Consider the following 20,005-nt stretch of genomic DNA (forward strand, 5'->3'; position numbering starts at 1 on the left):
GGCCTAGGTGTTCAGCAGGGCTCGCGCCGCCGCGCGGGCCTCTTTCGTGACGGTGTCACCCGACAGCATCCGCGCGATCTCGTCCTCGCGCTCACCCTCGGCCAGCGGCACGACCTCGGAGAGGGTCACCTCGCCGTCGACCCGCTTGGCCACGCGCCAGTGATGCCCGCCAAGCGCTGCAACCTGCGGCGAATGGGTAACGACCAGAACCTGACCGCCTTCCGACAGCGCCTTGAGCCGCCGCCCCACCGCATCCGCCGTGGCGCCGCCGACGCCCCGGTCGATCTCGTCAAAGATCATCGTGGCCCCGCGCCCCTGCGCCTCTGTCAGGCAGACCTTCAGCGCCAGCAGGAACCGCGACAGCTCCCCGCCAGAGGCGATCTTGTTCAGCGGCCCCGCCGGCGCGCCCGGGTTCGTCGCCACGGTAAAGGCCACCATGTCGCGCCCCTCCGGCCCGGCGGTTGCCTCTGTCACGGCGGTCTGGAACACCGCACGCTCCATCTTGAGCGGCGCCAGTTCCCCCGCAACTGCCTTGTCCAGAGCCCCGGCCGCCGTCCGGCGCATCTCGGTGAGTGCCGAGGCCGCCGCGTCATATTCCGCCTCGGCCTTGTCCACCGCCTTGCGCAGGTCTCCGATGCGCGCCTCACCCGCATCCAGCGCGGCCAGCTTTTCCGACAGGTCCGCCGCCAGCCCGGGCAGGTCGTCCGGCATCACCTGGTGCTTGCGCGCAAGACCCCGGATCGCGAACAGGCGTTCCTCGGCTTCTTCCAGCTCCAGCGGGTTGAACTCCAGCGCTTCAAGGCAATCGGCCACGCCGGTCGCGGCCTCGTCCAGTTCCGCCATCGCGCGGGCCAGCGCCGCGATCGGTGCCTCGAGGCGGCCCTCAGCCTTGTCCGCAGCCCCTTCGAGCCAGCGCAGCGCATTGGCCATCGCCCCCTCGGCCCCGTCATATCCCAGCGCGCTGGAGGCCTGGGCGATGTCGTCGCGGATCTTCTCGGCCGATTGCATCATCCGGCGGCGGGCATCCAGCTCGGTTTCCTCGCCCGGCTGCGGGTCCAGCTTGCCCAGTTCATCGACCGCGTGGCGCAGGAATTCCTCTTCGGCCTGCACGGCCTCAAGCGCCGCCTGCGCCGTCTCCAGTTCCTTGCGGGCCGTGCCCACGGCGCGCCAGCGGCGGCGCACCTCGGTCAGGCTTTCGCCCGCACCCGCGTAAAGATCCAGGATCGACCGGTGCCCCCTGGGGTCCAGCAACCCCCGGTCGTCGTGCTGGCCATGCAGTTCGACCAGCGTCTCGGACAGGCGCCGCAGCACCTCGCCCGACACCCTCCGGTCGTTGACCCAGCCGGTCTTGCGGCCGTCCCTGGTGTTCACCCGCCGCAGGATCAGCTCATCCGAGGCCGGCAGACCAGCCTCTTCCAGCACCGCCCAGGCCGCATGGCCCTCCGGCAACTCGAACTCGGCCACGACCTCGCCCTGCTCGGCACCGGTTCGCACCAGCTCTGCCCGTCCGCGCCAGCCCAGCACGAACCCCAGCGAATCCAGCAGGATGGATTTCCCGGCACCGGTTTCCCCGGTCAACACGTTGAGACCCGGCTGGAACTCGAGTTCCAGCCGTTCGATGATCAACATGTCCCTGATTTCAAGCGCGCGCAGCATGGTCAGCCATTGGTCCGGGCACGGGCCCGATGCTTCTTACAACCACTCGCCCTTGATCATCTGGCGATAGATGGCCGACAGCCAGTTGTCGCCAAGCGCCGTGGGCTTCAGCCCCTGCTTCTGCAACAGCTTGTAGCCATCCTCGTACCACTCGGTCGACTGGTAGTTGTAGCCGAGGATCGCCCCGGCGGTCTGCGCCTCGTTCAACAGGCCCAGCGACAGGTAGCTTTCGATCAGACGGAACAGCGCTTCGGGCGTATGTGTCGTTGTCTGGAAATCCTCAACCACCACGCGGAACCGGCTTATCGCCGCGCCATAATGCTGACGTTTGAGGTAGTACCGGCCGACCTCCATTTCCTTCGCCGCGAGATGGTCGAAGGCAAGGTCGAATTTCAGGATCGACGACCGCGCGTATTCGCTGTCAGGATAGCGTTCGATCACCGTCCGCAGCGCCTGCAAGGCCTGAAAGGTCAGCCCCTGGTCGCGGCCCACCAGTTCGATCTGGTCATAGTAGGACAGCGCCAGCAGGTACTGCGCATAGGCCGCATCGTCATCGGCGGGGTAGAAGTCGATGAACCGCTGCGCCGCAGAGCGCGCGTTCTCGTAATCCTTGTTCTCGTGGTAGGCATAGGCCTGCATGATCAGCGCGCGCTTGGCCCAGTCCGAATAGGGGTACAGCCGCTCGACCTCGCCAAAGTAGAAGGCAGCGTCCTTCGCGTCTTTGCGCGACAGTTCGTATTCACCACGCTCGAAGATCTGCTTGGCGGTATAGGTCTCAAGCGGGACATTCCCCGGCCCGACCTCGCGCCGCCGCAGCGAATCGCACCCGGGCAGGGCCAGAGCCACCGCCAATGCCACGATCACCAGTTTTCGCGATCTGCCCCCAGACATGCCCGAACACCCTCTACCTCGTTCGACGTCCCCTTGACGGGCCGTCCGTTGCGAGGGGTCTAGCACAGAAAATTCCGGTGCAAAATGTCTTACGGCCCGATTAATGCGCGCCTTGCTGCCCATGCGTGCGGCTCAGGCCACAGCCGGAATTTCGTGGCGCCCGACGCCGGCACCCGGAAGACGCGCCGCCTGCCCGCTGTCGCACAGCACGACACGGTAGGCATCCGGCGCAGCAAAGAGCGCGCGCAGCAGTGCGTTGGTCATGGCATGGCCTGCCTTGTGACCCTCGTAATGGCCCAGGATCGGCGCACCGGCCAGTGCCAGGTCACCCAGCGCGTCCAGCATCTTGTGGCGCACGGCCTCGTCGGAATGGCGCAATCCGCCCGGGCTCAGCACCCGGTCGCCATCTACCACGACGGCGTTTTCATAGGTCCCGCCCAGGGCCTTGCCCGCGGCGCGCATCGCTTCGACATCGGAGGCACGGCAGAAGGTGCGGCTGTCACACAGCTCGCGCACGAAGGCGCCGTTGGCCAGGTTCATCGTCTTGGTCTGTTCCCCGATGGCCGCATCCGCGAAGGCGATGTGGAACTGCATCGACAGCCCCTGCCCCGGGTGGCCCGGCGACAGGCGGGCCCAGCCCATGTCCGTCTTGACCTCGACCGGGGCCAGCACCTCGATGGCGCGCACCGGGGCCGCCAGTTCGCGCAGGCCGCGGGCAAGGATACCGCGCACAAAAGGCACCGAGGACCCGTCGAGGATGGGGGCCTCGGGTCCGTCGATTTCGATCAGGGCATTGTGCACACCGCAGCCGGCCAGGGCCGCCATGACATGTTCCACCGTGGACACCGAGCTACCCGCACGGTTGACGATCTGCGTGCAGAGCGGAGAGGCCTCGACCGCATCCCACCGGGCGGCAATCATCGTGTCGCCCAGACGGATGTCCGTGCGTTTGAACCAGATGCCGTAGTCGGCACTGGCCGGCCGGATTGTCAGTCGCGCAGGTTGGCCAGAGTGAAGGCCGACACCTGCGAATGTGATCGAAGACCGAAGCGTTGTTTGCACGAAGCTGCCCCTGTGTTGCGCACGTCCCCCCAACCTGGACGCGGCTTTGGTGATGGGGGTAACCAAGCTGTCGCGGTGCCTCAAATCAAAGATTGTAACCGTGTGAAACATGGTGCGGATACGGTCGGCAAAACCCCGCCAAGAGCATGAAATATCCATTACAAGATACTGTCTTTAAAATAAAAAAATGCCCAAACACCCGACGCGAAATCGCCCGCGAATCTCCCCGGAAAACCCGGTTTCTTGCGAGAGTGTTGCCGTTTGTGAACACATTGAAACACGCCTCCCGACATGAAACCGCCCCCTGCAGAGGCAGAGGGCGATCTCACGAGGTGTGGAAATTTCAGCAGACAGACGGACGTCCTGCTGAAATTCCGGGCTTGGTTCAGTTGGCCTGGCGGCGCAGGAAAGCCGGGATTTCGATCCGGTCGTCCTCGGCCTCGGGCTCGTGATCGTGGACCGGAGCCGGACGATGCGCCTGCACCGGCGGCTGGGCGCGGCGCGGCTGCTGCGGCGCGGCGTGCTCGCCGTGGCCAGTCATGCGCCCGATCAGCGAGTTGACGCTGAAGCGCGACTTTTCCTCGGCCGGGGCGGGGGCCGGCTGCGGCGCGGGCGCCTGTTGCACCTCTTCGCGGGTCCGGGCGGCGGCGGCCTTGAGCCGGTCCAGCGTTGCCGGGCTGGGCGTGCCGGGAGCTGCGGGGCGCGGTGCCACGAAATCCTGCGGGTCGGCCTCGATCGTATCGGGCGCCGGGCGGAACTCGGCCACTTGCGGACGGTAGGCCGGCGGCGGCAGACCATCGTCGGCGGCCTGCTCCTCGATCACCTCGTCATAGTCGCGCGACTGCACGGGCTCTGCCTGGTCATGGCTATCCATCTGACCGAACAGCGAGGGTTCCGGCTCGGGCGCACGCTCGGCGGCCACGGGCTGCGGTTCCGGCTGCGGTGCGGGTTCAGGCGTTGCATTGCCCAGCGGCTGCGACAGCTTGCGGCGCGGCACCGGGACATCGTGCACGTTCTCGGTGGCGTCGATGCCGGTGGCAACGACCGACACGCGCATCTGGCCGGCCATGCTGTCGTCCAGCGTCGAACCGACGATGATGTTGGCGTCCGCGTCCACTTCCTCGCGGATGCGGTTGGCCGCCTCGTCCAGTTCGAACAGGGTCAGGTCGTGGCCGCCGGTGATGTTGATCAGCACGCCCTTGGCGCCTTTGAGGCTGATCTCGTCCAGCAGCGGGTTCGCTATCGCCTTCTCGGCCGCCTGGACCGCGCGATCCTCGCCCTCGCCTTCGCCGGTGCCCATCATGGCCTTGCCCATCTCGTCCATCACCGCGCGGACGTCGGCAAAGTCGAGGTTGATGAGGCCCGGACGGACCATCAGGTCGGTCACACCCTTCACGCCCTGGTACAGGACGTCGTCGGCCATCGAGAAGGCCTCGGTAAAGGTCGTCTTCTCATTCGCCAGGCGGAACAGGTTCTGGTTCGGAATGATGATCAGCGTGTCGACGACCTTTTGCAGGCTGTCCACGCCCGCCTCAGCCTGTTTCATCCGCTTGGCGCCTTCGAACTGGAAGGGCTTGGTCACGACACCGACGGTCAGCACGCCCAGCTCACGCGCGGCCTGCGCGATGATCGGCGCCGCACCCGTCCCGGTGCCGCCGCCCATGCCGGCGGTGATGAAACACATGTGCGCGCCGGCCAGGTGGTCGACGATCTGCTCGATGCTCTCCTCGGCGGCGGCTGCACCGACGCTGGCGCGCGCCCCGGCGCCCAGCCCCTCGGTCACCTTCACACCCAACTGCACGCGGCTTTGCGACATGCTCTGCGCAAGCGCCTGGGCATCGGTGTTCGCGACGACGAAATCGACGCCTTCGAGCTGTTTCTCGATCATGTTGTTGACGGCGTTGCCGCCTGCCCCGCCGACGCCAAAGACCGTAATACGGGGCTTCAGCTCGTCCTGCCCGGGCATCGAAAGGTTCAGTGCCATGATATGTCCGCCTGTCTTTTTATTCCGGTTTCAGGCCTGTGCACGGCCTGTTCCCTTGAATCCTACCTTTTGAGGTTCCGCCCGTCACGCGAAAAACGCAAAAAAGCCACAAAATATGGCCAATTTTACGGCTCAATTCCGCCGATATCGGAGATATCCACATATCTGGTGTGACCCACCAACTCCGGCGCAAAATACGACACCGGGCACAGGGGCAACCCCTGCGCGGATTCACGTCTCTACAATGTCCGGAGTGCCTGCCCGACCCTCCTGGCGCCTCTTATCCACGGGCACCTGTGCATAACCTAACGCGCCCCGAAAGCACTGTCACCCGCGAAAACGCGCCCGGCCCGGAGAAATCCTGCCCCCCGAACCGTCGCTCAGCCTGCTCCTGGCGACCACGCAAGAAAAAGACAGGCACAGCCTGTCAAAAGGGTCGGCGGGCGGGCGTCTTTGCGGCGCCAGCCGCAAACAGTCCCGCCCCGCCGACCGAATTCACCAGTTGTCGCGGAACCACTGCACCGCCCGCTTGAGCGAGCGCGCCGGCAGCCGGTCCACCGGGATCTCGAAATCCCACCATTCGTCCTGCGGATGCGCCGCGAACAGGCACAGGCCTACCGCCGTCGCAAAGCCCGGCCCGGTTGCCGCCTGTGGCAAGCCGTGCACGCGCAGGGGCCGCCCCAGACGCACCTGCTGCCCCAGGATCTTCGAGGCCAGCCCGTCCAGCCCCGGGATCTGGCTTGCGCCGCCAGTCAGCACGATCTGCTGCGACGGCAGATGATCGAACCCCGCCGCGTCCAGCTGCACCCGCACCTCTTCCAGGATTTCCTCGACCCTTGGCCGCATGATGCCGATCAGCTCGGCGCGGCTCACCGTGCGGCGGTCGTGTTCCCAGTCACCGGTGTCGCCGCCGATCTCGATCATCTCGCGGTCGTCCATGCCGGTTGCCACCAGCCCGCCGTAAAAGGTCTTGATCCGCTCCGCCGTCGCCATCGAGACCTTCAGCCCCTGGCTGATGTCGCGGGTGACGTGGTCGCCGCCCATACGGACGGAATCCGCGTAGATCATGTGTTTCTTGATGAAGATCGACACGCCAGTTGCGCCGCCGCCCATGTCGATGCAGGCGGCGCCCAGCTCCTGTTCGTCCTCGACCAGCGCCGAGATGCCCGAGACGTAGGCAGAGGAGGCGAGCCCCGCCAGTTCCAGGTCGCAGCGTTTCACGCAATGGGCGAGGTTCTGGATCGCCTGCGCCTCGACCGTCAGCATGTGCATGTCGCAGCCCAGCTCGTTGCCGATCTGTCCGCGCGGGTCGATCAGGCCCGAGCGGTGATCCAGCACGAAGTTCACCGGCTGCGCGTGCAGCACCTCGCGCCCCGGTCCGAAATCCGGCACGTCACAGGCGGACAGCACCCGCGCCACGTCCTGTTCGTCCACCGTGGTGCCCAGCACGTCCGACTTGCCCGCAAGACCATAAGAGCGCGGCTCGGCCCCCGAGAAGGCTGCAATGACGTGATCCACCCGGATGCCGGCCATCTTCTGCGCCGCCTGCACGGCGGTGCGAATGGCGCGCTCGGTGGCGCCCATGTCCTGCACCTCGCCGAAACAGACACCGCGCGACCGTGTCGTCGCCGCGCCGATCACGCGAAAGCCGGACTGCCCCGCCAACGAGCCGATGCCATCGTCCGAGGGATCGGTTCCGTCAAAGCGCAACACGAGGCAGGCCACCTTGGACGACCCCACGTCCAGGATGGCCACCACGCCGCGCTGCATCGCCGCGCGCCGCATGTTCCGCATTGCCCTCTGGGACTCGTACAGCTCGATCATTGTTTGACTTCCCTACCCGCCTCGATCGCCTTGATGCGCCGCATCTCCTGCGTGGCTGCATCGGTCATTCGTATCGTCGGCCGCCTTGGCAGCCGCAGGTCCACCGCCACCAGGTCGCGCGCCAGAAGGTCGACGCCCTCCGTCACCGCCATCGCGATCACCTGTTCCAGAACCCGTTCCGCCCCCTGTTCGGGCAGCATGATGCGCTGGCCACGGTCCAGCACCACGTCCCAGCGCCGCGCGCCGATCCGTTCGAACCCGCGCAGCCGGTCGCGGATCGGTCCGGTCAGCGCGTCCATGCGCAGGGCCTCCTCGACGACCAGCGCCATGCGCGCCTGCGCCGCCTCGGCCAGCTTGGCCTCTGCCTCGGAGCGGTCCGCCGCGGGCTTTTTCAGCGCCGCCGCCGCCTCGGGCCGCAGGATGTCTCCCGCAATCACCGGCAAGTCGGCGAAATCGGCGCGATGCTCGGCCTGCGCGACAAAGATCCCGCCCTCGTCCAGCAGGTCCACCCCGGCCGAGGTCCGCCACAGGACCACCGGCTGACGCTGCACCACGTCCACCTGCAGCACCCCGCCCTGGCGCACGCGCAGCTCGGCGGATTTCACCTCGTCCAGCGCGACCACCCGGCGTTGCAGCCGGTCCAGGTCCATGTCGAACGAGCTGATCGGAAAATCGATCGGCAATTCGGCCCGGATCATGTCGATCAGTGCCTCGTCAGCCCCATCGACCACCATCATGCGCACCTGGAACTCGGGGCGGTTCTCGACCGCGGCCCGCACCTCCGAGATCATCAGGTTGAAATCCTCGCGGTTCTCCTCGACCGAGAACCAGGCCGCCCCGGCACCCAGGCACAGGGCGAACGGCAGCAGCACCCGCAGCGAAAAGCGAAAGAACGGCGTCAGCATCAGCCGTTCGATGCGGTATTTCAGCCGCGATGCCCCCGGGTCCAGCCGCGCCATCTGCGGATCGTCGCCCTCGCGGAACTCTAGCGATCGCATGAGGCATCCTCCACCATCCAGGCGCAGAACTGGCCGAAGGTCAGGCCGATCAGCCCGGCGTGCTCGGGCGACAGAGAGGTCGGCGTCATGCCCGGCTGCGTGTTGGTTTCCAGCAGGATCAACCCATCGAGGCCCCGTGCCTCGTCCCAGCGGAAATCGGTCCGCGTCACGCCCCGGCAGCCCAGCGCCCGATGCGCGCGCAAGGCGTAGTCCAGGCAGGCCTCAGTAATCTCCTGCGGGATCTCCGCCGGGCAGACATGGCGCGATCCGCCCGCCTTGTATTTCGCGTCGTAATCGTACCAGCCGTCGGTGACGATATCCGTCACGCCCAGCGCCCGGTCGCCCATGACGCTGGTCGTCAGCTCGCGCCCGGGCACAAAGGCCTCGACCATGACCACCTCGGGCATGGTCGCGTCCAGCACCGGCGGGCCGTTGGCCTCTTCGTGCACAAGGTAGACCCCAACCGAAGAGCCCTCGTTGTAGGGTTTGACGACATAGGGAGGCGCCATGACGTGCCGCGCCTGCACTTCGTCCCGGCCCGCCAGCAGGCTGTCCGCCACCGGCAGCCCGGCGCTGCGGTAGACCTCCTTGGTCTTTTCCTTGTCCATCGCCAGCGCCGAGGCCAGCACGCCGGAATGCGTGTAGGGGATGCGCAGCCATTCCAGCATCCCCTGGATACAGCCGTCCTCACCCCAGCGCCCGTGCAGGGCGTTGAACACCACGTCCGGCGCGGTCTCCTGCAAGCGCGCGGCCACGTCCGGCCCCGCGTCCAGCTCGATCACCTGATAGCCTTCGCCCCTCAAAGCGGCGGCGCATTCCCGTCCGGAAACCAGCGAAACCTCGCGCTCTGCCGAGGGTCCGCCCTTTAGCACCACCACTTTCGGGAGTGTCCTGCTCGACATCCCCAAAACGCCTCAACTGCCCTGGGGGCCTTGCCCCCAAATTATGAACGAGGGGCATTGCCCACGTTCCACCGCGCGGGGTTCACCCCCGTCGCCTTTTTCTGCCGCGGATCATCCCGCAAAAACTGGTGCAACCTGCCTGTGGTCGCCGGGCCCTGCTCTTGATCTTGTCGTTTAACGGAGGCCCAAATCAGCGCGCCGGCTCACCGACCCGCATGATTTCCCAGTGTAACTCTATTCCAGAGTGTTGGAAAACCTTTTTTCGCACTTCCTCCCCCAGCCCTTCCAGCTCTGCCGCCGTGGCGCCGCCAGTGTTGACGAGGAAGTTGGAATGCTTGAGCGACATCTGCGCCCCGCCCATCGTGGCCCCGCGCATCCCGGCCTCGTCGATCACCTTCCAGGCCTTCAGGTCATGGGTATCGTCCGCTCGGCCCGTCGAGGAAAACCCCGCCGGGTTGCGAAAGGTGCTGCCGGCGGTGCGGTCCTTGGTGGGCTGGGTCTCATCACGCTTTTTCAACTGCGCGTCCATGCGCGCAGCCAATTCCTCGGGATCGCCCTGCAGCCCCTCGAACACCGCCTCGACCAGCACCCAGCCCTCGGGCAACTCGCTCTGCCGGTAGGCCAGGTTCAACTCACCCGCCGGGATCGTCACCAGTTCGCCCGCACGCGTGACCGCCCGCACCTCGACCAGGTGATCGGCGACATAGGTGCCATAGCAACCCGCGTTCATCCTGACCGCGCCGCCGATGCTGCCGGGGATCGTGCGCAGAAAGGTCAGGTTCACCCCCGCCTCTGCCGCCCGCCGGGCCACATGCGCATCCAGCGCCGCCGTCCCCGCCGTCACGCGCGCGCCATCGACCGAAATCCCGTTGAACCCCCGCCCCAGCCGGATCACCACCGCCCTCAGCCCGCCATCCCGGACGATCAGGTTGGACCCCACGCCCATCGGAAAGACCGGCACCTCTGCCGGAAGATCCGCCAGGAAGGCCTGCAGGTCGTCCAGGTCGGCGGGTTGAAACAGCCAGTCCGCCGGGCCGCCCACGCGCAGCCAGGTCAGTTCACTCAAGGGACGGCCCGGGGTCAGCCGGCCGCGCGGTTCGGGAAGCTCTGTCATGGCAAAGGTGCTAGGCCGCGCCGCGACGTTCCGCAAGGGGTCAGCTGCGCTCGGCCGCCGCCTCGGCCTTGTGCCGCCGGGCCAGACCGATCAGCGCACCAACCCCCAGCCCCACGAGGGCCGGCAGGACCCCCAGCATCAGCCCAATGCCATAGCCCAGCGCGTCCCAGCCCTCGCTCGCCATCTGCATGCGGTAGATCAGCCAGCCGCCAGCGCCGGTCAGGACCAAGGCCAACACCACCGCCGCGGCCCCCATCCCGAACCGCAAAAGCGCCCAGCCAAGGCCAAGCGCACCCAGCGCCACGAGGGCGGGTATCAGGTAGATCATCGGTCAGCTCCTCCGGTATGGCGACAGTCTCGCCATCTCCGGCGCCGCAGACCAGTCAGAAGCGCCCTACCTTGCGGTCTGCCGCACCCAGCGCAACAGGTAGCGCAGCGGCCAGCGCAGAATGCTCATGCCCGCGAACAGGACAAAGAGCCCGACCCAGGGTCCGTTCTGGTAGGTGACATAGCCGACCAACGGGATTCCCAGCGCGATCAGCACATAAGCGCGCGTCCAGTGATTGTCGCGCGACGGTATCATCGCAAGCACATTGGCCAGCACGGCCCAGGCACAGGCGAGGATCAGCGATAATGACATTGTCTGCCCTCCGTGCCCCCCAGAGGTGCCTATAGAATGCGCCAGCCGCGCGATCCGCACAACCCCTGCGATAGATGCAATTGCAGAAAAAGGCCTTCGGAGCTCCTAGAACCCCAGCCAGCGCAACGCAAGCTCGACAAGTTTCTGGAAATGCGGCGAGGCTTGGATCACCGGAATCGCCTCCAGAACTTCCTTTGTTCCGACGATTGTTGCCGCGCCACCACCAACCACATATCCGGCAATCTTTGCAATCCGCAGCGTGCGGCTGACCAGCCGGTAGGTCGCTGGTTTGCGCTCTTCCGCAGACGCGGCTGGATCGGAAGCAATCTTCGCATCCCGAGGCAGAGCCGTGGCCAAATGCCCTTCCAGTGCCGGGCCGATCTCCTCTACAGCGGCACCTACATCTCGAGGGTGCTCAAGGAAAACATCGTTTCCGGCCAACGCATTCCGGGCCGCCACGACAGACTGGGTCTGCGGATCATTGCCATAAAGATCGGCGCCCGCGTCGCGCAACCGGTTTCTGTAGTCTGTCAACACAGGATCTTTCTCGAGCGGCGGCAGGTCACCGATCTCGCACCGAAGCACCAACCGGCCGGTCGCAGAAGCACATGCATCGAAAAGCTCCAATGGCAAACCCGGCGTCACTTCCAACGCGGCTTGCAGCATCGCCAGATCAGCCTCCAGGGCCGTGTATTGGTTGCTCCCATCCAATCGGATGATGGAAATCGCCCCCGCCACCTTGCGCGCGGCATAGTCGAAAAGCGCGCCGTCTATACCTGAATCGGGGACGAGGATCAGCGCCCCGCTATCCAGGTTACCTTCCACGCGCTCGGCGTTCGGCGTCGCCGCGATCACCTCATCCAGACGGTCCTCGGCTGCTCTTTCCGTGTTGAAGGCATCCTCAATCTCGGCAATCCGCGCCGCCACCTTGTCCGGGTCTTTCCAAGTCTCCTCGTCGACCCCCTTGACGATGGCCAGTTGCAACTCCGGGTCCAGCGGCTGCCCACTCTTCGCCCCCTCCCACCAGCGCCGCCAGAAGTCCCAGCGGTCAGGTGGATCACCGTCCCAGATAGCCAGCATGTCCCGCTCCATTGAGCGGAAAGGTTTGGGCGAGTGATCGGGCCAATACCACAAGGGGCAGGTCGACAGCTTCTCACCCTCTTCCAGAGATCGCGCATCCCATTTCGTTGCTGATAGAATTGACCGACTTTCGTCCAATTGTTCAGCAGTCCGTATGACACGCGCAACTGTCTCAATACTCGCGCCCCCAACAAGTTGCACGGCTTGATACCCAGATTGTATTGCGTCGGCAGCCGCTGACGCCCCGCTACCGGGGCTATTCCTACCGATGTTAAGAGTGCTGGCCCAGATGTCTGCTGCGGAATCATCAGCGGCAACCGCGAAACCAACAAAGTCGACGTTGGGAGCGTGACTGGCTAAATGAGATACCAAAGCGCAGCGCAACAGCGGGAGCACTGTCCAATCACGTTTCCGCGCCCAATCCTCCCCCATCGCCGCGCCCCAGACCGGCAGCACCCGCAGCGCCGCCCGATGCGCGATCACCACGGCATCCCGCCGCGGCCTTCCCCTTAGCCAAGCCTCCAGCGTTTCCCGGTCCTTGATGTCCTCGGCCTTCATACCGCCAGCTTCATCACCCCGGCGCTGAACCGCAACGGCAAATCCCCACCCCCAGCTTCTTTGGGCAGAAAATACCTCTGGGGGAGTCTCGCCTCGCGAGACGGGGGCATGTTCAAAGCATGCCTCTGGCATGACGCCCGCCCCAAACAAAAACGGCCCCCGAAGGGGCCATTTTCAATACCGCGTAGGGCGGGGATTACCCCGCCGCCAACCGCTTCGGCAACCCGTTCGCCCAGGCAGAAATCGTGCCCGCGCCGAGGCAGACCACCATGTCGCCCGGCATCGCCTGTTCGCGCACCAGGCGTTCGAGGTCGTCCTCGTCGCGGATCGCGCGGGCGTGGCGGTGGCCGTGGCGCACCAGACCGGCGACAAGATCGTCGCGCGTGGCACCCTCGATGGGGTCCTCACCGGCGGCAAAGACCTCGGCGATGGCCACCACGTCCGCCTCGTTGAAACACGAGCAGAACTCCTCGAAGTGATGGTGCAGGCGGGTGTAGCGGTGCGGCTGGTGCACGGCGATCACCCGGCCCTCGCAGGCCTGCCGCGCGGCCTTCAGCACGGCGGCGATTTCCACTGGGTGATGGCCGTAATCGTCGATGATCGTCACGCCGTTCACCTCGCCCACGCGGGTAAAGCGTCGGTTCACGCCGCCGAAACCGGCCAGCGCCTCGCGGATCTCGTCGCCGCTCATCCCAAGGTGCCGCGCCACGGCCACCGCCGACAGGGCGTTCGACACGTTGTGATCGCCCGGCATCGGCAGGGTGCAGCCCTCGATCTTGTCACCCGACTGTTGAAAGACCACGTCGAAATGCGCCACGCCCGCCTTGTAGGTCAGCCCCACGGCGCGCACGTCCGCCTGCGCGTTGAACCCGTAGGTCATCACGCGGCGGTCGGTCACGCGACCAACCAGCGCCTGCACCTCCGGGTGATCGGTGCAGCAGACCGCCAGTCCGTAGAAGGGAATGTTCGACACGAAGTCGTAAAAGCCCTGCCGCAGGTTCTCGATCGTGCCCCAGTGTTCCATGTGCTCGGGGTCGATGTTGGTCACGATGGCGATGGTCGCAGGCAGGCGGTTGAAGGTGCCGTCGCTCTCGTCGGCCTCGACCACCATCCATTCGCCCTGCCCCATGCGCGCGTTGGACCCATAGGCATGGATGATCCCGCCGTTGACCACGGTCGGGTCGAACTTGCCCGCGTCCAGCAGCGTGGCGACCATGGTGGTCGTCGTGGTCTTGCCATGCGTCCCGGCCACGGCGACGTTGGATTTCAGCCGCATCAGCTCGGCCAGCATCTCGGCCCGGCGCACGACGGGCAGGCCCCGGCGGCGCGCCTCGTCCAACTCGGGGTTACCCGGCTTGATCGCCGAGGAAATCACCACCACCTCGGCCTTGTCCAGGTTCTCGGCCCGCTGGCCTTCGAAGACATGGGCGCCCAGCTCTTCCAGCCGCCTGGTGATCTTGGAGGCCTTCAGGTCGGACCCCTGCACCTTGTAGCCGTGGTTCAGCAGCACCTCGGCGATGCCCGACATGCCGATACCGCCGATGCCCACGAAGTGAATCGCACCCACGTCTCCGGGCAGTTTCGTCGCCCCCGTCATGCAGGCCCCCCGCTCAAGCTCCAGATCCTTCATGTCCCGCCTCTCCTTTTTCGAGGTTATTCTTGTCTTGTCCCCGTAGCGCTGCCGCCATCGTTCTTGTCACCCGGCCTGTCGTGCCGGCCCCGCTCATTCTGTCGTCATCCGTCCCGCGGCCAGTTCCTCGACCAGCCAGGCCAGGTGCTCCGCCGCTTCGGGTTTCGCCACCGACAGTGCCCCGCGCACCATCTGGATCGCCCCGGATTCATTCGACAGGATCGCGTGGATCGACTCCGTCAGGCTTTCGATGGTCAGCTTGCTTTCCGGGATCCGGATCGCCGCGCCCGCATCCACCAGCGCCTGCGCATTGGCCACCTGGTGATCGCCCGTCGCATGCGGATAGGGGATCAGGATCGAGGGCCGCCCGATCACCGCGATGTCTGCCACGCTCGACGCCCCCGAGCGCGAGATCACAAGCTGCGCCTCGCTCATCCGGGCGGGAACGTCGTGAAAGAAGGGCTGCACATCCGCCGTGAGCCCGTGTTCGGCATAATAGGTCGCCACGCGCTCCTCGTCCTCGTCGCGGGCCTGGTGGCTGACGCGCAGGTTGCCCACCATGTCCAACGGCAGCGCGGCAATCGCCGGCGGCACCACGTCAGACAGCGTTCGCGCCCCCTGCGATCCGCCGATCACCAGGATCGACATCGGATAGGGCCCGGGCGCGATATATCCCGCCCCGGCCCGTTCGGCCACGGCGCGGCGCACCGGGTTGCCTGTGTGGATGCCCTCGACGCCCTCGGGCAGATCCGTGGGCCAGGTGCCGCAGGCCATGACATTGACGCGCGTCGCAAACCAGGTGTTCACCTTGCCCAACACGCCGTTCTGTTCGTGGATCATGCGCGGCAGCTTCAGCAGCCAGGCAGCGGTCAGGGCCGGCACGCTGGGATAACCGCCAAAGCCCACGACCACGTCGGGCCGGTCGCGCCGCATTCCGAAAATCGCCGACACCACGCCAGAGGCCAGGCGGAAGGGCACCGCCAACTTGGCCAGCGGCCCGCCCCGGTCGAAGGTCGCGGCCGAGACCTGCTCGATCTCGACCCCCTCGGGGAAGGCGCCCGTATACCGGGCGCCGCGCGCGTCGGTCGACAGCTTGACCCGCCACCCGCGCGCCAGCATGATTTCCGCCAGCGCCTGGGCGGGGAACATATGGCCTCCGGTCCCGCCGGCGGCCATCACCAGCAAAGGCTTGCGCTCGCCCATATTCCTGTCTCCGTCATCGATCCACGCGCCGATATAGCATCCGCGCGCGATCGTCCATGACAAGGGGAATACCGGCAGGTTCCTGCCAATGCCGTCCTCATCCGCGCGCCCGCCCCCGCAGGATGTCGCGGATCTCGCCCTGGGGGCGTGTCCGGGTAAAGGCCAGCAGCATCCCCACCGCGATGCCCCCCGCGATCAGCGACGAGCCGCCGTAGCTGACGAAAGGCAGCGTCATCCCCTTGGCCGGCAACAGGCGCACCGCCACGCCCATGTTGATCATCGCCTGCACGCCGAACATGGCCGCAAGGCCGGTGCCCGCCAGCCGGATAAAGGGATCGCGTTCCCGCATCAGCCGGATCAGGCTGCGCATGACGATGGCGGAATAAAGCGTCAGGATCGCCAGCACCAGGATGAGCCCGTATTCCTCCGCCGCCACTGCGATGATGAAATCCGTATGCGCGTCCGGCAGGCTCCATTTCACCTGGCCCTCGCCGACACCGACACCAAAGAAACCGCCCTCGCGGATCGCGTTCTCGGCATAGCCCAGCTGCGAGGTCGGATCGACCTCGGGGTTCAGGAACCCGTCAAAGCGGCGCTGAAAGTGCTCGGAGTAATTGTAGGACACCATGCCCGCCAGCACCACCAACCCGGCCAGCCCGACCAGCAGCAGCATCGGCGCGCCGCCGACGAACCACATCACGCCCCAGCCAAAGAGGATCAGTGCCGCCTGGCCGAAATCCGGCTGCATCGCCAGCATCAGCACGATGCTGACCATGATGACAAAGGAATAGCTCCGCCCCGGGGGGCCGCCCAGCTCCTGCCCCGCGGCCATCAGCCAGGCCGTGACGATCACGAACAGGGGTTTCAGGAATTCGGAGGGCTGGAGACTGGCAAAGCCAAGGCTGTACCAGCGCACCGCCCCCTTGCCGAAATCCGTCCCCAGGAGCGGCAGAAAGGCCAGCGCGATGAAGGCCGCGAAGAACCCCAGCACCGCAAAACGCCGCACCATGACCGGCCCCATCATCGAGACCAGAACCATGGCCACCAGGGCAAGACCGCCGAAAAAGGCCTGTCGCTGCACGTAGTAGAAAGGCGGCAGCCCGATCCGTTCGGCCAGCGGCGGCGAGGCCGCAAGCCCCAGCAAAAGGCCGATCCCGAACAGCATGAAAATGCAGGACAAGGTCCACTTGTCCACAGTGCGCCACCACTTCGGCAACACAGGCTCGCCACCCTTCACGGGCACCGTGCCGTAAACCATCTCTGTCATCTGAACACCGCTACTGCCTCGAACCGCCCGGTTTGTCCCGGGTCTGACGGCCAGTATAGCGCAGATTTTCCGAACAGGCCAAAGGAATCCGGCGGCTCCTAGGACGATGTGCCCCGGTCGCCACGCGTAGGGCGGGGTTTACCCCGCCGCCCCTCTCAGAACCGCGGGCGCCATTCCACGTCCTCGCCGCGCCGCGCCTTTTCGCGGGCCTCTTCCAGCCAGGTCAGGTGGTTGCTGCGCTCGCGCAAGCGGCGCTCGCGCTCTTCCCGGTCGCGCTGGTCGATTTCTTCCAGCGCCTGCACGTCCCAAGGAGAAACCAGCCCCGCCACCACCTGCCCGCTGCGGGTGATCAGGAAACGGTCGCCTATCATCTCCAGCTTGCGCAGGTAGCGCGCCATCTCGGCGCGGAACACCCCGGCGGGCAATTCGGTGGCCCGGAACATCATGATCGGTTTGCGTGTCATGCCGTGACCCTGCCCCGAAGGTGATTAACGCGCCCCTTTCTCACCGCGCGCTGCTCGGTTAAGAGCGCGTTACCGCTTTGTACAAAATGCGGAAATCGACGTACAAAACGTACAAAACGTACAAACTCCGGACCCCCATGCACGTCACCACTTTGATCCTTGGCGCCGGCGCCGCCGGCATGATGGCCGCCGCCTGTGCCGGGCCGGATGTGCTGGTCGTGGACCATGCGAAAAACCCCGGCGAAAAGATCCGCATCTCCGGCGGCGGGCGTTGCAATTTCACGAATATGTATTGTGATTCCAATGCCTTCCTTTCGGAGAACCCGCATTTCTGCAAATCCGCCCTGGCCCGCTACACGCAGTGGGATTTCCTCGACCTCGTCGGGCAGTATGACATCGCCTGGCACGAAAAGACGCTGGGACAGCTCTTTTGCGACGGAAAATCCACGCAGATCGTGGACATGCTGTTGAAAGAAATGGAGAAATCCGGCGCACAGCTCTGGCTTCGGACCCAGATCAAGGACGTCCGCCATGCCGGTGGCCGCTTTGTCACATCGCTTGAGCGCGACGGAAAACCCATTGAAATCACGTCGAAAAACCTGATCCTGGCCACGGGCGGCAAGTCCATCCCCAAGATGGGCGCCACGGGGATTGCCTATGACATCGCCCGCCAGTTCGGCCACGACATCACCGAAACCCGCCCCGCACTGGTCCCCCTGACCTTCGGAGACCGCTTTGCACCGCTTGCTGGCGTTTCGACCAATACGTTGGTTTCAAATAATAAAACCAGCTTCGAAGAGGCGCTTCTTTTCACCCATCGCGGGTTGTCCGGCCCCGCCATCCTGCAGATTTCAAGCTATTGGCACGAGGGCGAAGAGATCACCGTCAACCTCTTGCCTGGGCGGAATTTTCCCGAAATCCTGAAGGCCTGCCGCCAGACCGAGGGCCGCCGCGCCGTGACCACGGAGCTGGCCACGCATCTGCCTGCACGCCTCGTCGAGTTTCTGGGTCAGGACATTGATCTAAAAGGGAATATCGCCGATCTCTCCGACGCCCGCATCGACGCTTTGTCCGACAGTCTCACCGCATGGCGCCTGAAACCCACCGGCTCCGAAGGCTATCGCACCGCCGAGGTCACGCTGGGCGGTGTCTCGACCGAGGGGGTCGACTCCAAGTCCATGATGTCAAAGCATCTTCCCGGCCTCTACGTGATCGGAGAGGCGATCGACGTGACCGGCTGGCTGGGCGGCTACAACTTCCAGTGGGCCTGGGCCTCCGGCGTGGCGGCAGGCCGCCACATTGCCGCATAAGCCCCTTTATTCCTTGGCCAATTCCGCTTCTACACAGGCGATGAAATCCTCGCCGCGCTTCTCGAAATTGTCGTACTGATCGAAACTCGCGGCAGCCGGCGCCAGCAGCACCACCTCGCCCGGTTCTGCATCCGCCGCTGCACGGGCCACGGCCGTCGCCATGTCACCGCAGATTTCGACATCCGTATCAACCAGTTGCAACGCAAAGCTCTCGGGCTCGCGCCCGATCACATAGGCCCGGGACACATGCGCCAGCCCCGGCTGCAATGCCTCCAACCCGCCTTCCTTCATCAACCCGCCACAGACCCAGCGTACCTTTGGGAAGGCCAGCAGCGCTTTCAGGGCAGAGTCCACGTTTGTGGCTTTGGAATCATTGACATAGGTGACGCCCTTCGCCTCTCCCACCCGCTGAGAACGGTGCGGCAACCCGGTGAAAGTACGCAAAGCCGCCTCGATCTCGCGCGGGCCAAGACCCAGGCTCCGGCAAGCGGCAAAGGCAGCGCAGGCGTTCTGGTGATTGTGCGCCCCAGGCAAACCGGCGATGTCACGCAGGTCGATCGAAGCCACCTGCCGCCCCTTGCGCCATTCGGACAGAAACCCTTTGCGCGCAAAGACATACCAACCCGGACCCGAGAGCTTCTGACCGCTGGCCACCCGGATCACCCGGTCATCTGCGCGCCCCTCGGAGAGCTGACCGGCCAGGTAGGCACCTTCGATCTCGTCAACACCGATCACGGCCCGGTCCGGCCCGCCCTCGGCAAAGAGCCGGCGCTTAGCCGCGAAATAGCCGCCCAGCCCCGCGTGACGATCCAGGTGATCGGCAGAAAAATTCGTGAAAACAGCGACATCCGGCGTCAGGCTGCGGGCAAGATCGGTCTGGTAACTGCTGAGTTCCAGCACCACGACACCGCCATCCCCCGGCGGGTCGATGTCCAGCACGCCCCGCCCGATGTTGCCCGCCAACTGGCTGTCCCGCCCGGAGGCGCTCAGGATATGGTGGATAAGCGCCGAGGTCGTCGATTTTCCGTTCGACCCGGTGACCGCCACCACCTTTGGCGGCTGGTCATAGCTGTCCCAGCCATGCCCCAGGCTCCTGAAAAACAACCCGATATCGTTGTCGACCGGCACACCGGCCCGCAGCGCCGCAGCAATCGCCGCGTTGGGCTGTGGGTACAGATGCGGGATACCAGGCGAAGTCACCAGGCAGGCCACGTCGTCAAAGGCCTCCTCGCGGTCCAGCCGCCGCGACTCGAATCCTTCGGCCTCTGCCCGCTCCCGGGCCGCCGTCGTGTCATCCCAGACCACCACGCGCGCGCCACCTTCGCGCAACGCCCGCGCTGCAGACAGGCCGGATCGGCCCAGTCCCAGCACCGCGACAATAGCACCGTCAAACCCGCGTACCGGGATCATGCGCCCACTCCC

Annotated in this window: 17 protein-coding genes; 1 reads left to right on the top strand and 16 read right to left on the bottom strand. The window is 65.7% G+C overall.

Going from position 1 to position 20,005, the window contains the following annotated elements; genetic code table 11:
* Window positions 1–3 precede the first annotated feature (3 nt).
* From recN to G9Q80_RS26615, 15 genes are all read right to left on the bottom strand, one after another.
* The gene (recN, locus tag G9Q80_RS26545; RefSeq protein ID WP_088716181.1) at window positions 4–1,656 is read right to left on the bottom strand and encodes a DNA repair protein RecN; all 1,653 of its coding nucleotides are present in this window, start codon (window positions 1,654–1,656) and stop codon (window positions 4–6) included.
* Window positions 1,657–1,692: 36 nt separating this feature from the next.
* Window positions 1,693–2,547 (bottom strand): outer membrane protein assembly factor BamD, encoded by an 855-nt coding sequence (locus G9Q80_RS26550; RefSeq protein WP_043137898.1) that lies wholly within the window; start codon window positions 2,545–2,547, stop codon window positions 1,693–1,695.
* Between the two features lie 132 nt (window positions 2,548–2,679).
* Window positions 2,680–3,609 carry a UDP-3-O-acyl-N-acetylglucosamine deacetylase gene (lpxC, locus tag G9Q80_RS26555; RefSeq protein WP_088716180.1) on the bottom strand — a complete coding sequence of 310 codons (930 nt, stop codon included), beginning with the start codon at window positions 3,607–3,609 and terminating at the stop codon, window positions 2,680–2,682.
* A gap of 385 nt (window positions 3,610–3,994) precedes the next feature.
* The gene (gene ftsZ / locus G9Q80_RS26560; protein WP_088716179.1) at window positions 3,995–5,593 is read right to left on the bottom strand and encodes a cell division protein FtsZ; all 1,599 of its coding nucleotides are present in this window, start codon (window positions 5,591–5,593) and stop codon (window positions 3,995–3,997) included.
* Between the two features lie 495 nt (window positions 5,594–6,088).
* Window positions 6,089–7,417, bottom strand: coding sequence for a cell division protein FtsA (gene ftsA / locus G9Q80_RS26565; RefSeq protein ID WP_043137904.1), 1,329 nt, complete (start codon window positions 7,415–7,417; stop codon window positions 6,089–6,091).
* Window positions 7,414–8,415, bottom strand: a complete 1,002-nt coding sequence (locus G9Q80_RS26570) for a cell division protein FtsQ/DivIB (protein ID WP_074621569.1) — start codon at window positions 8,413–8,415, stop codon at window positions 7,414–7,416. Before G9Q80_RS26570 ends, ftsA begins: the two co-directional genes overlap by 4 nt.
* A complete protein-coding gene (locus G9Q80_RS26575) occupies window positions 8,403–9,323 on the bottom strand; it encodes a D-alanine--D-alanine ligase (protein ID WP_088716178.1) in 921 nt (306 codons plus the stop codon). Before G9Q80_RS26575 ends, G9Q80_RS26570 begins: the two co-directional genes overlap by 13 nt.
* 184 nt (window positions 9,324–9,507) lie before the next feature.
* Window positions 9,508–10,431 carry a UDP-N-acetylmuramate dehydrogenase gene (gene murB, locus G9Q80_RS26580; RefSeq protein WP_088716177.1) on the bottom strand — a complete coding sequence of 308 codons (924 nt, stop codon included), beginning with the start codon at window positions 10,429–10,431 and terminating at the stop codon, window positions 9,508–9,510.
* 40 nt (window positions 10,432–10,471) lie between these two features.
* Window positions 10,472–10,759, bottom strand: a complete 288-nt coding sequence (locus G9Q80_RS26585; RefSeq protein WP_088716176.1) for a hypothetical protein — start codon at window positions 10,757–10,759, stop codon at window positions 10,472–10,474.
* Between the two features lie 66 nt (window positions 10,760–10,825).
* On the bottom strand, window positions 10,826–11,071 hold the full coding sequence (locus G9Q80_RS26590) for a DUF2484 family protein (RefSeq protein ID WP_043137912.1): 246 nt from the start codon (window positions 11,069–11,071) through the stop codon (window positions 10,826–10,828).
* Between the two features lie 105 nt (window positions 11,072–11,176).
* Window positions 11,177–12,709, bottom strand: coding sequence for a hypothetical protein (locus G9Q80_RS26595; protein WP_088716175.1), 1,533 nt, complete (start codon window positions 12,707–12,709; stop codon window positions 11,177–11,179).
* A 196-nt stretch (window positions 12,710–12,905) separates the two neighbouring features.
* A complete protein-coding gene (gene murC / locus G9Q80_RS26600) occupies window positions 12,906–14,306 on the bottom strand; it encodes a UDP-N-acetylmuramate--L-alanine ligase (protein ID WP_088670870.1) in 1,401 nt (466 codons plus the stop codon).
* Window positions 14,307–14,432: 126 nt separating this feature from the next.
* Complete coding sequence (gene murG, locus G9Q80_RS26605; protein WP_069209470.1) at window positions 14,433–15,542, bottom strand: undecaprenyldiphospho-muramoylpentapeptide beta-N-acetylglucosaminyltransferase; 1,110 nt, start codon at window positions 15,540–15,542, stop codon at window positions 14,433–14,435.
* 97 nt (window positions 15,543–15,639) lie between these two features.
* The gene (locus tag G9Q80_RS26610) at window positions 15,640–16,809 is read right to left on the bottom strand and encodes a peptidoglycan glycosyltransferase FtsW (RefSeq protein WP_043137917.1); all 1,170 of its coding nucleotides are present in this window, start codon (window positions 16,807–16,809) and stop codon (window positions 15,640–15,642) included.
* Between the two features lie 155 nt (window positions 16,810–16,964).
* Window positions 16,965–17,273, bottom strand: a complete 309-nt coding sequence (locus tag G9Q80_RS26615) for a hypothetical protein (RefSeq protein ID WP_043137920.1) — start codon at window positions 17,271–17,273, stop codon at window positions 16,965–16,967.
* Window positions 17,274–17,410: 137 nt separating this feature from the next.
* Here G9Q80_RS26615 and G9Q80_RS26620 point away from each other — a divergent pair, with 137 nt between their 5' ends.
* The gene (locus G9Q80_RS26620; protein ID WP_088716174.1) at window positions 17,411–18,583 is read left to right on the top strand and encodes a BaiN/RdsA family NAD(P)/FAD-dependent oxidoreductase; all 1,173 of its coding nucleotides are present in this window, start codon (window positions 17,411–17,413) and stop codon (window positions 18,581–18,583) included.
* Between the two features lie 6 nt (window positions 18,584–18,589).
* Here G9Q80_RS26620 and murD read toward each other — a convergent pair whose 3' ends face one another.
* Window positions 18,590–19,993, bottom strand: a complete 1,404-nt coding sequence (gene murD / locus G9Q80_RS26625) for a UDP-N-acetylmuramoyl-L-alanine--D-glutamate ligase (RefSeq protein WP_088716173.1) — start codon at window positions 19,991–19,993, stop codon at window positions 18,590–18,592.
* Window positions 19,994–20,005 lie beyond the last annotated feature (12 nt).

The sequence above is a fragment of the Mameliella sp. LZ-28 genome (genome assembly GCF_012274245.1).
Classification (GTDB): Bacteria; Pseudomonadota; Alphaproteobacteria; order Rhodobacterales; family Rhodobacteraceae; genus Antarctobacter; species Antarctobacter albus.